This window comes from Zymomonas sp. (assembly GCF_020216885.1).
Taxonomy (GTDB): Bacteria; Pseudomonadota; Alphaproteobacteria; order Sphingomonadales; family Sphingomonadaceae; genus Zymomonas.
In genome coordinates, this window is the sequence record NZ_JAIWON010000091.1 from 1 (window position 1) to 12,673 (window position 12,673).

Here is a 12,673-nt window from a genome sequence, read left to right on the forward strand (position 1 = left end):
AAAGACTGGTATTGGTTAGCCTTGGGGGAAGCGATCAGCAAAGACAACCTGAATGGCGATCTTGATCTTTCCTATCAAAATTATGTCACCGTCACACCGCTTGCGCCTAATCTGACGGATGTCGCTTCGCTGCAACCGCTGACGGATATACTCGCCAAATGATAAAAAGCCTGCCTTTCTGGAAGATATTCTCCCTTGCCCTTTTTATAGGTGGCATCAGTCTTTCGACTTTTGCCCAAGCGGCCAATTCAGATATCTACCATGTTAGGTCAGGCGAAACCTTAAACGGTATCGCGCATCGGCTCGGCCTTAAATCGGATGATTTAATCAGCCGCAACCATCTAAAGGCGCCCTACCGTTTACGGGAAGGACAGATATTGATGATACCGGAGGGACAATCTTCTTATATTGTCCAATCCGGTGATACCGGCCTTAGTTTGGCGCATCGTTATCAAATATCATGGCAACGGATTATCAGTCTTAACCATTTACAGCCGCCCTATCGCCTTAAAGAGGGCATGAAGTTGATATTGCCGACGGCTTCACTCAAAAGTCGCAGCGAAAATTCCCGCGATAATCATCTGAATGTAAAACAAATTGTCGGCGGCGCACAACCCGCCAGTCGGCATGAGAATGACAAAGCCGCCCAGCCACTTCATTTTGGTTGGCCTGCCCATGGTTCGGTTATTCGCCATTATGGCCGGACAGATAACGGCCACGTCAATAACGGGCTGGATATTGCGGCTTCAATCGGCTCACCTGTTTTTGCAACTGAAGACGGCCATGTCGCCTATACTGGAACCCATATTTCTGTTTTAGGCGGTGTCATTCTGATTCAACATGCCCAAGGCTGGACAAGTGTTTACGGCCATCTTGACAAGATCAAAGTCAAACAGGGCGATTTTGTCAAAAAAGGCGAAGTCATCGCCTCTGCCGGAGAAAGCGGTAACACCCCCCGCCCCCAACTTCATTTTGAAATCAGGCATGGCTTGAAAGCGGTCAACCCCGTCCGTCTTTTACCTTTACGAAAATAGCGACTTTTGACTATGGCAATATCAATGATGTTGCCAGATGAAAAAAGGATGCCTCCTATCCGTCCTATTGCCGACCATATAACCGCTTTTTTTGTCTTTTGCTGGGCAATATTTTCTTTCGCGCCTGCTATGGCCAAAGATACACTGAATATCGCCTTGCAAATGGAGCCGCCTTCCTTGGATACGACTTCAGGCGCAGCGACGGTTATTGATGATGTCAGCTATGGCACCTTGTTTGAAGGTCTGGTCAGATTATCGGCAAATGGTCAAATAGAAGGCTGGCTCGCTCAAAACTGGACGGTTAGCCCTGACGGGAAAGTCTATCTTTTCAACCTTAGGAAAAAGGTCACTTTCTCGGATGGGCGGCCTTTTAACGCCACTACAGCCGCCTATAGTTTAAACCGCGCCCGCGATATCCATTCCGGCAATGTCCAACAAGAAGCCTTGTCAGTTATAGATAAAATCGAAGCGCCCTCGCCTTTTCAATTACGGATTACCCTTAAAAAGGCGAACAGCTTTTTCCTAACGCTATTATCCCTTCCTGATTGTGCCATGGTTTCGCCTTTTTCGGCGAAAAATCTGGCAATATCCCCTGTTGGGACAGGGGCTTTCCGCCTTCAGAAATGGCAACATGGGAAAGAAATTCAACTGGTTGCCCGATCGGACTATTGGGGCAAAAAACCGGCGATAAAAACGCTCAATTTCTTCTTCATTTCAGATGCGCTTGCCGCCTATGCCGCCCTCAAAACAGGCCGAATTGATTTTTTTCCTGATTTTCCGGCAGCCGAAAATCTCCAAGAATTGGCACATGATCCCCGTTTTAAAGTCAGAAGTTTTCCCAGCGAAGGCGAAGTGATCCTTGCCTTCAATCAAAATTGGCCGATTTTCCGTAACCCCTTGTTACGTCAGGCGATCTCAATCGCTATCAATCGCCCCGCCCTTGTTGATGCGGTGCTATATGGTTATGGCCGTGTTATTGGCAGCCATTTTCCGCCACAAAATCCCGATTATCTCGACCTCACGGCTGTTCATCCTTATGACCCGAAAAAGGCGCAATCTTTACTCAAGCAGGCTGGTTATCCTGATGGTTTGACATTGACGCTTGATTTGCCACCGTCTCGCTATGCCACTATTTCAGGGCAGCTTGTGGCTGACCAACTGGAAAAAATCGGTATTCATGTTACTATTCACTCGCTGGAATGGACGACATGGCTTGATCGCGTTTATAAAAAACACGATTTCCAGATGACAATCGTCAATCATGCCGAGCCGTTTGATTACAGAATTTACGACAGAGAAGGCTATTATTTCGGCTATCACAATGCTGAATTTCATCATATCCTGACGCAATTGGATCAGGAAAGGGATGCTTTCCAACGGCATCAGCAATTACAATCACTTCAAAAAATTCTGACTTTTGATGCCGCCAATGTTTTTTTATTTCAATATCCCCATCTCGTCATATCCAAAGCAGAGTTGGGCGGATTATGGCGCGGCAGTCCGACACAGGCTTTTGATCTCACAACGGCTTATTTCACTGACAATCAAGGAAACCGTAACAGCGATTTAATCCCTTCATCTGTCTCATGGCATTTGGGTTGGTGGCTGTGGGCGGCTTTAAGCCTTATCCTTTTAATGGCGGCTTTCCGCTATCGGCTTTTTAGCTTTTCCGGCTTCTTGAAAAAAAGCGGCCAATTTTTACTCGCCTTATGGATAGCCAGCTTAGTCATCTTTATCGCGCTTTCTGTCCTACCGGGTGATCCGGCTGAATATATGATGGGCTTACAAGCCAGTCCCCGCGCCTTGGCAGCGCTACAAACAGAATTCGGCCTCGATAAACCAGCATATATCCGTTACTTACATTGGCTAACCCACAGCCTCCACGGCGATTTTGGAAGCAGTTTTAGCTATCATCTCCCTGTCAGTGATTTAATCGCAGAATCGCTTAACATCTCGCTACCGCTTGTTCTGACTGCTTTTATTCTAGCGGCGGTCACTGGTTTTCTGTTTGGCCTAGCGATTGCTTTTTTTCGCTTCCGACCTTTACGCATTTTTCTACTGACCTTGACGCGACTAGGCCTTTCTTTGCCTGCTTTTTGGATCGCTGTGTTATTACTTTATGCTGGTCTTCATTATCATTGGCCGCTTACTCTGGAAAATACGACCTCCTTTTTGGGTCTACTGACCCAGCCCGCTTTTTATTGGCCGGTGATAGCGCTTGCTCTGCCACAGGCAACATGGCTGGCGCGCGCCTTTAGTCAGCAATTACAGGGAATAGAACAACAAGATTTCATCATGGCAGCAAGAGCACGCGGTTTATCCCGATCCCAAGCGCTTCTCCGCCATGCGCTCCGCCATGCTTTACCGGCTTTATTACCCTTATTGGCCTTGTCTCTTCCCGCCATGCTCACCGGAAGCGTCATTGTCGAAAATATCTTTTATCTTTCGGGATTAGGGCGGCTTTTATTGCAGGCTATTGCCGCCCGTGATCTAATTCTGATACAGGCTATCGCCCTTCTAGTCGCTATGGTGACTTTATTTGCCCGCTTCATCAGCGATCTTTTGCATCTTGCGATTGATCCACGGTTAAAATAGCCATGATTGCCTTTTTTCGCTCTACGCCTTTTTTGTTGCGCTTTGGTTTATTCAGCCTTCTTCTATTGGTCTTGCTGATCGTCGGAAATAGCCTGTTTTATGGGGTAATTTCTCCCATAAACTTATCTGATCGGTTGCAATCGCCTTCATGGCACCATCTGTTCGGCACAGATGCTCTGGGACGCGATCTTTTGCATGAAGTTTTTGTGGCCGCCGGATGTTCCAGCTTGGTGGTGTTTCCGGCGGTAACATTGGGCTTTGTTCTAGGCGTGCCTATCGGCTTAATTGCCGCCATCGAAAAAGGTTGGCTGGGGGAAATGCTGATGCAGACCAGTGATATTCTTTTTGCCTTTCCGGCTTTGATCGCGGCATTATTATTGCAATTATTATGCGGATCGGGTGGGCAAAATGCTATGCTGGCGATTGCCTTTTATGCCATTCCGGTTTTCGCGCGTGTGGCTTATAGCCATGGCCGCGTAATAGCGCGTCTGGACTTCATCGCGGCAGCCAGATTATCTGGTAAAGGGAGCATCGCCCTTGCCTTTCATCATATTCTTCCTAATAGTATGTTGCCTCTTTTGACACAGGCCAGCAGCCAATGCGCCTTTGCCTTTATCGCGGAAGCGGCGCTTTCCTATCTTGGGATCGGTATTCAACCACCCCTGCCTTCTTTGGGACGATTATTGTTAGACGCGCAAAATCTTTTGAATATCGCGCCTTGGCTCGCCTTCTTTGCCGGTATTATGCTTTTTTGGTTAATTGCCTCTTGCCAAATGATCGGTGAAGGACTGATTCGCTATCAGGCAGACCATAGATTATGACCTTTTTGGCTATCGAAAATTTATCGGTCAAAGCAAAAGACCGCTTTTTGTTGCAGGATATTGGCTTTCGTATCGGACGGGGTGAAATTGTCGCGCTTCTTGGGGAATCCGGTTCGGGTAAATCGACCCTTGGGCGCAGTATATTGCGGATTTTGCCTGAAAATCTGACTTTATCGGGGGCGCTTCGCATTGGAAAAACGGATCTGATGCAGCTTTCCGAAAGGCAAATGAATGACTGGCGGGGTCAAAAAATCGCTTTTATCGGTCAAGATTCCTTCTGTTTTCTAGACCCGATGATGACCATCGCCGGACATATTCGCGAAAGCCTGAAAGAAAAAACGAACGCCAAAAGCCTTACTTCTGACATCACCAAAGCCTTGGAACAGGTCGGCCTTGCGCCGGATATCGCGCAACGCTATCCGCATCAACTTTCTGGTGGACAAAGACAAAGGGCAGCAATCGCCATGGCTTTGGCCGCTAAACCGGCTTTATTGATCGCAGACGAGCCGAGTTCTGCGCTTGATATGTTGACCGAAGCGCAAATTATGGCGATTTTTGAAAAGGCCACAGAAAACCGCCAAACGGCTATCTTGCTTATCAGCCATAATCCCGCCTTGGCGGTCAGAATGGCGGAACGTATCGTGGTTTTAAAAGAGGGTCGCCTTGTCTCAAAAATGGCCAGCCGCCGTTGGTGGTCAAATCCGGCAGACGATTATAGTCGGGCAATTATCCACTCTTATCATCAAATCTTATCCGGTGTGTCCAATCGACAAGATAATCAACCCTCCTCTAAAGATGGCCGAGCTGTAACAAATAATTCACCGCCGTTATTAAGACTCCAAAATCTTTCCTATCAGGAAAAAGACGATCATCGCCTCCACGATATCTCGCTCGAAATCTATAAAGGCGAACGAATTGCCATTATCGGGGAATCGGGTGCCGGAAAATCAACCCTACTTAAATTGATATCCGGCCTGCTGCCCGCGTCATCTGGCGAATTTTTTTGGAAAAATCAGCCTCTGTCTTTGAAAAAGAAACAAGCGCGCTCCGCTTTTTATCAAAAAGCACAAATGGTTTTTCAAGACCCGAATAGTAGTCTTGATCCAGCTTGGACAGTTGAAAAAATCGTCACCGAGCCCCTTGCGCTTTATCAGAAAAAAATATCCCCCGAAGAGCAACAACAGGCCTTGCAATCAGCCCTGAACAAGGCGGCGTTATCCCTTGATCTTCGGCATCGTTATCCGGCAACGCTTTCCGGCGGCCAAGGCCAAAGGGTGGCAATCGCTCGTGCCTTGGTGAATAATCCTGATTTATTGTTGCTCGATGAAGCCTTCTCGGCTCTGGATAGCGTCAATCGGGTTGAAATCGGGAAGAAACTGATTGCTCTCTCCGAACAGGCAAAAATGGCTTGCTTGCTGGTGACGCATGATCTGGCTTTTGCGCGTTTTTTTGCAACCAGACTGGTGATTCTCCACAAGGGGCATGTTATAGAAGAGAATAATACATATTCTATTTTCACCAAGCCCAATCAACCTTATACTCAAAGGCTGATCGAAATATGGCAGAAAAATTATAATCTCCCAGCCTGAAAAGAATTAAGGCTTTTTAAAAAACAATAGATTATAACCCTCTTCCGCCTTTTTAGATCAGGCTTTTAAAAGGGCTTTCTTATCAATCAGGGATGACCAAACAGTTATGAAAGCAACGATCGAACGCGCGACTTTATTGAAAAGTCTTAGCCATGTTCAATCGGTAGTCGAGCGTCGCAACACTATTCCGATTTTATCGAATGTGCTGATTGAAGCGGCCTCTAATGGTTGTGTGAAGCTGATGGCAACTGACCTTGATTTACAGGTCGTTGAAACTTTGTCAGCCGAAGTCGAAACATCGGGTGAAACCACGGTTTCAGCCCATATGCTTTTTGAAATTGTCCGCAAATTACCGGATGGTTCGCAAATTCAATTAAGTGCAGCCGATGGCAAAATGCTGATTGTTGCCGGTCGTTCACGTTTCAGTTTGGCAACCCTGCCCCGTGATGATTTTCCGGTTATCAGTGAAAGCGAATTGCCAACGCATTTCGCTTTGCCGACGGAAAGCCTGAAACAGATTATTGATAAAACCCGTTTCGCCATTTCAGTTGATGAAACGCGCTATTATCTCAATGGTATTTTTCTCCATGTTTTAAAGGATGAAAATGTCATGAAGGCGGCGGCCACAGATGGTCATCGCCTCGCTTGCGTGACTATTCCTGCCCCCGCCGGTGCCGAAGAAATGCCGGATGTTATCATTCCGCGTAAATGCGTCGTCGAATTGCGGAAATTGTTGGATGAATGCGAAGATGAAATCAAAATTTCGCTTTCTGCCAGCAAGATTTGCTTTGATCTTGGTCATGCTATTTTAACATCCAAGCTGATTGATGGCACCTTCCCTGATTATTCACGGGTTATCCCGACGGCCAATGACAAATTATTGAAAGTCAAACCCAAGGATTTGATGCAGGGTGTTGATCGCGTTGCGACCATTGCCAGCGAAAAAACCCGTGCGGTTAAAATGTCTATCGAAACAGGGAAAATTTCACTTTCGGTGACTAGCCCCGAAAATGGTATGGCTACCGAAGAAGTCTTGGGCGAATATGATGCCGATCCTTTGGATATCGGTTTTAATGCCCGCTATCTTCTCGATATTCTGGGGCAGATTGAAAGCGATCAGGCCGAAATTCATCTGGCCGAAGCCGCCGCCCCAACGCTGATACGGGATTCAGATCAGTCGGCTGCCCTTTATGTTTTGATGCCGATGCGCGTCTGATTTTCAAGAAAACCGACAATAAAAAAGCCGCCCTGTTCGGGGCGGCTTTTTTTTATACAGCTTTTTTCAGGATTAAAGACGGGCGCGAATACCGCCATAAAATGTCCGGCCTAATGTGCCGTAACGATAAGCGGTTTCATAATATTTGTCGGTTAAATTCTCGACCCGACCAAAAACGGTCAGATGCTTTGAAACCGGCATTTCTAACCGCAAATCATACAGAGTATAACCACGGTTCATATGTGGATTTAGGCTATATTCGCTATGCACTGTATCCCATGATTTCGATGCCCAACGGACAGCAATTCCGGTGACAAGACCGAATTTCCAATGATAATCAGCCGAACCATTGGCGGTATTTTTCGGTCGCCTTGGTAATTGATAGCCGTAATCGACGCCTTCAGAGCGATCTTTGACCGAAGTCCAAGTATAGTTACCGTTTAAAGATACCCGTTTAATATCAAGGCTGGCATTGACTTCGACACCATGCGCCGTGCTGCGGTTAATATTGTCATAATAACCATAACGCGGGGTATTGGTATTCGGGACATAACAAATGGAAGGCAACGCCCCATAATAAGGACAGCTTAAATAGGCGATCAGATTATTAGAAGTTCTCTGGAAATAATCGGCGGCAATCGTCAAATGCTTATGGAAGAAACGCTGTTGAAAACCGGCATCCCAACCATGCGATTTTTCTGGTTTCAGATTCTGATTACCGTATTCACTATAGATTTGGTATAAAGACGGCGCGTTAAAACCTTCGCCATAATGCGCCCGAAACAGAGTATTGTCGTTGTTGAACGCCCAAACACCCCCGCCTGAAAATAAAACATTGCCGCCGAATTTCGAATGATGGTCATAACGGACACCACCATCAACCGAAAAGCCTTTAATGATTTTGCCTTTTATCTGACCATAGACACTGTTGATATTGATAGTGCCGCGCGTATCTGATCCACCATAAGCGGGTGAAGAACTTTTGATGCCGCTCCGTTCATTTTCATAACCGAAAACCAGATCCCAGTTTTTGACCAAGGCAAGACTGCCCTGATATTCAAAGCGTCTGGTATGACCATTCCCGACAAAAGTATCGGTATTATAGGGTTCCATAGACGGGCTGATATCGTTTCTTTTGGTCTGGGTATAGCTATAGCCAAAACGGTTCCGTAACCGATTGTCGAATAAAGCGACATTTAAACCGGCATAGCCCATCCATTGCTCTTTATTTTCGTAATCCGATGTATCTGGCGTTCCATAGCTGCTATCTAGATCCGTCATCGCCTTGGAATAATAACCGCGTAAATCCACAGAGACTTCGTCAATCAATTTGATATTAACCCGTCCAGTTGCGGAACGGTTGTGATAGCCATCTTGTTCATGCCCGCCATAACGTGGGCTAATCGCTGATATACCTTTGGTATAAAAATTATTGCCTGCCAAACGCCATGTGATCCGGTCACTTTTCCCACCAATAGCAGCGCGGGCGTTAATGGTGCTATGTGATCCCATTTCAAGATCAACACTGCCGCCTAACGGTTTCGTCGGCATTGCTGTCACAATATTGACAACACCACCGATTGCCTGACTACCCCAAAGGATAGATTGCGACCCTCGCAACACTTCAATCCGCGATGTGTCCCCCGTCATCAATGTGCCGAAATCATAGCCGTTATTGGTCGATGAAGCATCTGTCATCCGAACACCATCAATAACCATCATCGTCTGACCGGATTCCGCACCACGAATAAAGACAGATGTCGCGGTTCCATATCCACCATTACGGGCGACCGTTACCCCAGGCGTTCTCACCAAAATATCGGAAATCGCCATGCCCTGACTATGGTCGATGGCGGCCTTGTCCAAAATAGTCACCTGTGAAGAAACCTGATCGGCTTTTTCCGGCGTTCTTGAGGCTGTCACCACCAAAGAAGGTTGATCGTTACTGGCGACGGCCAAAGCATCGGCATCAGGATCAGAAGCCTTAACCTCCTGTTTTTTATCCTGTCCCTTTTCGAGATTCTGTTTTTTTATTTTTTCTTTTTTTAGCAGTTTCTTATCGCCTTCACGCTCTGTTGTCGGCTGCCCCTGATAGGCTTCTTTTGCCAAAACCGGCTGAAAAGAAACCAATCCCGTTGTTGTCAAAGCCAAAGTCGATAAAAGAAATAATCGCGCCATCTATCCCCCCTCTGTTAGTCACAGCAAAACAGCCTCCAAACTGATCAGCTTGAAGGTCACTATTATCGTCCGTGCGAGGAGAATTTACCTCGTTCGACGGGAACGCCCTGTCCTGTCGTGGAACGATTACATAGGGTCGGTCTCCTGGCTCACAGCATCGAAACAACCGCCTTCCCGAATAGATTCAGTGGCTTTTTGGCGTTTCAACTGTTTACAGTTGCAGGGGCAGCCAAGGTTTTTCACCTTGTTCCCAATTTTCCTTCCCTCGAAGGAAACCCTATGCAAAAAAATTTCCGTAGTCGGAAAGGCTAAGAGAGGTCAATCAATCTTGTTGGAACTGTCAATTTCTTCTTCAGACCGAGGGAATAGAGCCACTATCAGCCGTCTGTTATATAAGTTGATCCTGATTTTTTGCTGCCTTTTCACCTCGCCCTCCAAAAGCGCCGATTCAAAACCCCCAAGCCGCATTGTCTCACTGAATTTATGCGCAGACGAATTATTGGTGGCCTTGGCTGACCAATCCCAGATTGCCGCTTTAACGCGCTATGCCCGTAATCCTGATATGTCTTCGGTATCAAAGGAAGCCCAATCCCTTCCTTTTACCTATGGCGGCGCGGAAGACTTGCTGCGCCTTCATCCTGATCTGGTCATCACCAGCAGCTATAGCCATGCGGAAATTTTGCCCTTGTTAAAGGAAAGGCAGGTTAAAATTATCGACCTTCCTTTGGCTAATAGCTTAACCGATATTGTTGAACAGATACGTATTGTCGCTTTGGCGGTCGGCCATCCCGAAAGAGGGGAAGCTGCCATCCAAAAAATGGAAAAGGCACTTCGGACATTACCGCCTCCGATGGGTCATGGCCGGACAGCCGCCTATTACCAGCGACAGGGTTATTTAAGCGGAACGGGTAGTCTCATTGATGACATCATGAAAAGGCTTGGCCTGAAAAATCTGGCGAATAGCCTTAATAAATCAACTCTATCTCGGCTTTCTCTGGAAGAAATCGTTACCTATCATCCCGATTTTTTAATCATGGGGCAAAAAAGCTATTCAACACAGGATATCGGCAGTCAAATGTTACAGCATCCTCTTTTGAAAAAAGCCCTTCCGGCCTCTCATCGGCTCTTTATCCCTGCGCCTTTAACTCTTTGCGGCAGCCTGCATTATCCTGACGCTATCAGAATTTTGGATAAAGAATTGGAAACAATTGACCATCCCTCGCGTTGATTGAACAAATCCGTTTTAAAGACGGATAAACAGGCCAAATAAAAATTTCAGAGATATCTGATTTTTGTCCCGAAATAACGTAAAGCCTGACTACCCCTTTCCAAATAGGGGCGCTTTTTTAAAAATGTGGAGAGTTTCTGATGAACACTTCTACGCAAAAACCTGCTCATTTCGACAAGATTTCTATCAAGGGAATAGATAAGCCTGCGACCCGCGTAGCCTTAGGCACATGGGCAATTGGTGGCTGGATGTGGGGCGGCACCGATGACGATGCCTCCATTAAAACCATTCATCGAGCGATTGATCTTGGTATCAATATCATCGACACCGCTCCCGCTTATGGCCGTGGTCACGCCGAAGAAGTTGTGGGTAAAGCTATCAAAGGCCAGCGCGATAATTTGATTATTGCGACTAAAGTCGGTCTTGATTGGACTTTAACCCCCGATCAATCGATGCGCCGCAACAGTTCAGCCAGCCGTATCAAACAAGAAATCGAAGATTCCTTGCGCCGCCTTGGCACCGATTATATCGATCTTTATCAGGTGCATTGGCCGGATCCGCTGGTTCCGATTGAAGAGACTGCAACAATATTGGAAGCCCTTAGAAAAGAAGGCAAAATCCGTTCTATCGGCGTTTCCAATTATTCCGTTCAACAGATGGACGAGTTCAAGAAATATGCCGAGCTGGCAGTTTCGCAGTCACCTTATAATCTGTTTGAACGCGACATCGACAAAGACATCCTCCCCTATGCCAAAAAAAACGATCTGGTCGTTTTAGGCTATGGTGCGCTTTGCCGTGGTTTGCTTTCCGGCAGAATGACCGCTGATCGTGCCTTTACCGGCGATGATTTACGGAAAACAGACCCGAAATTCCAGAAGCCGCGCTTTGAACATTATCTGGCTGCTGTCGAGGAATTGAAGAAACTCGCCAAAGAGCATTACAACAAATCGGTGTTGGCTTTGGCCATTCGCTGGATGCTGGAACAAGGGCCCACATTGGCACTCTGGGGCGCTCGCAAGCCGGAACAGATCGACGGCATTGATGAAGTCTTTGGCTGGCAGATATCGGATGAAGATTTGAAACAGATTGATGCTATTCTGGCCAAGAATATCCCCAATCCTATTGGCGCAGAATTTATGGCACCACCGCCGCGCGATAAATAAGAGCGGATATAAAACAAGCCGTCACTGTCGCAAGACAGGGCGGCTTTTTTATGTCTGATACAAGCTGGAGCGGGCGAAGGGAATCGAACCCTCCTAGCTAGCTTGGAAGGCTAGTGCATTACCACTATGCTACGCCCGCTTACCAGAGGTCACTTCCTTACCGATTTCTTTCAAAACAGGCAAGGGGTAAATTTTAAAGTAATCGTCGACTTTCATTGATTTGCCACAAAAGCAAAGCCGGAACGCCAATAGAAATATCGCGCGCCCTTTTCAACAGGGATAAAGCGATCATTTCCGCCCCTGTTAGCCCGAAAAGCGGTGCCATCAGGATATAGGCACCTTCTTGCAGACCAATGGCTCCGGGCACAATAAAGGCCGCACTGCGCAAGGCAAAAATCAGGCTTTCGATGGTCAAAACGGCGGTCAGGGAAACATGAACCCCCATAAAACGCAAGGCTACCCATGCGCTTGATGCTCCAACCACCCAAGCCAACATATTAAAGATAAAGGATGCTAATAATTTCAAGGGCTGGTGGTAAATTTCGGTCATTTTATTCGAGACATCCCGAATATTATCCCCTGCACCGGGGACAATTTTTTCAGCCAAACTGCCCGCCATATTCAAAATGGGTCGCTGGAAAAGAATAAATAACAGCAAAATCGCGACAATCACACCTAGTCCGGCATAGGATAAAGGCTGAATCGACATCGCCTTTCCACCACCGAAATAATAAAAAGAGATTGTCCCCACGCCAAACAATGTAAAAATGAGCTGGGAAGCCATTTCTGCGGTCATATCGACAATCATCGAGGCATAGACCAACTGAAAGGGCAAACCCGATCCCGTCA

The 12,673-nt window shown here is 46.9% G+C and carries 9 protein-coding genes, 1 tRNA gene and 1 riboswitch; of the genes, 7 read left to right on the plus strand and 3 right to left on the minus strand.

Annotated features, from left to right (window positions below; genetic code table 11):
* The first annotated feature begins 158 nt into the window (after window positions 1–158).
* From LDL18_RS04960 to dnaN, 5 genes are all read left to right on the plus strand, one after another.
* Window positions 159–1,034, plus strand: coding sequence for a M23 family metallopeptidase (locus tag LDL18_RS04960; protein WP_296507371.1), 876 nt, complete (start codon window positions 159–161; stop codon window positions 1,032–1,034).
* Between the two features lie 12 nt (window positions 1,035–1,046).
* A complete protein-coding gene (locus tag LDL18_RS04965; RefSeq protein WP_296507373.1) occupies window positions 1,047–3,629 on the plus strand; it encodes an ABC transporter substrate-binding protein in 2,583 nt (860 codons plus the stop codon).
* 2 nt (window positions 3,630–3,631) lie between these two features.
* Window positions 3,632–4,450 (plus strand): ABC transporter permease, encoded by an 819-nt coding sequence (locus LDL18_RS04970; protein ID WP_296507375.1) that lies wholly within the window; start codon window positions 3,632–3,634, stop codon window positions 4,448–4,450.
* Complete coding sequence (locus LDL18_RS04975; protein ID WP_296507378.1) at window positions 4,447–6,039, plus strand: ABC transporter ATP-binding protein; 1,593 nt, start codon at window positions 4,447–4,449, stop codon at window positions 6,037–6,039. The genes LDL18_RS04970 and LDL18_RS04975 overlap by 4 nt, the downstream gene beginning before the upstream one ends.
* Before the next feature lie 106 nt (window positions 6,040–6,145).
* Window positions 6,146–7,255 (plus strand): DNA polymerase III subunit beta, encoded by a 1,110-nt coding sequence (gene dnaN / locus LDL18_RS04980; protein WP_296507380.1) that lies wholly within the window; start codon window positions 6,146–6,148, stop codon window positions 7,253–7,255.
* Window positions 7,256–7,327: 72 nt separating this feature from the next.
* Here the strand turns inward: dnaN and LDL18_RS04985 are convergent, their stop codons facing one another.
* Window positions 7,328–9,433, minus strand: a complete 2,106-nt coding sequence (locus LDL18_RS04985) for a TonB-dependent receptor (RefSeq protein WP_296507382.1) — start codon at window positions 9,431–9,433, stop codon at window positions 7,328–7,330.
* Between the two features lie 116 nt (window positions 9,434–9,549).
* Window positions 9,550–9,728: riboswitch (cobalamin riboswitch) on the minus strand.
* A 36-nt stretch (window positions 9,729–9,764) separates the two neighbouring features.
* Here LDL18_RS04985 and LDL18_RS04990 point away from each other — a divergent pair.
* A complete protein-coding gene (locus LDL18_RS04990; protein WP_296507384.1) occupies window positions 9,765–10,661 on the plus strand; it encodes an ABC transporter substrate-binding protein in 897 nt (298 codons plus the stop codon).
* Window positions 10,662–10,801: 140 nt separating this feature from the next.
* The gene (locus LDL18_RS04995) at window positions 10,802–11,824 is read left to right on the plus strand and encodes an aldo/keto reductase (protein WP_296507387.1); all 1,023 of its coding nucleotides are present in this window, start codon (window positions 10,802–10,804) and stop codon (window positions 11,822–11,824) included.
* Between the two features lie 65 nt (window positions 11,825–11,889).
* On the opposite strand, the gene LDL18_RS05000 is transcribed toward LDL18_RS04995, so the two are convergent.
* Both LDL18_RS05000 and LDL18_RS05005 read right to left on the minus strand, forming a co-directional pair.
* A tRNA-Gly gene (locus tag LDL18_RS05000) sits at window positions 11,890–11,963 on the minus strand.
* A gap of 54 nt (window positions 11,964–12,017) precedes the next feature.
* On the minus strand, window positions 12,018–12,673 hold a 656-nt coding region (locus LDL18_RS05005; protein ID WP_296507389.1), incomplete at its 5' end, for a lysylphosphatidylglycerol synthase domain-containing protein.

What these genes read in the sequence shown, in the direction of transcription:
- dnaN (WP_296507380.1), top strand. Translation starts at nt 6,146, where the DNA reads ATGAAAGCAACGATCGAACGCGCGACTTTATTGAAAAGTCTTAGCCAT.
- LDL18_RS04975 (WP_296507378.1), top strand. Translation starts at nt 4,447, where the DNA reads ATGACCTTTTTGGCTATCGAAAATTTATCGGTCAAAGCAAAAGACCGC.
- LDL18_RS04960 (WP_296507371.1), top strand. Translation starts at nt 159, where the DNA reads ATGATAAAAAGCCTGCCTTTCTGGAAGATATTCTCCCTTGCCCTTTTT.
- LDL18_RS04995 (WP_296507387.1), top strand. Translation starts at nt 10,802, where the DNA reads ATGAACACTTCTACGCAAAAACCTGCTCATTTCGACAAGATTTCTATC.
- LDL18_RS04970 (WP_296507375.1), top strand. Translation starts at nt 3,632, where the DNA reads ATGATTGCCTTTTTTCGCTCTACGCCTTTTTTGTTGCGCTTTGGTTTA.
- LDL18_RS04985 (WP_296507382.1), bottom strand. Translation starts at nt 9,433, where the DNA reads ATGGCGCGATTATTTCTTTTATCGACTTTGGCTTTGACAACAACGGGA.
- LDL18_RS04965 (WP_296507373.1), top strand. Translation starts at nt 1,047, where the DNA reads ATGGCAATATCAATGATGTTGCCAGATGAAAAAAGGATGCCTCCTATC.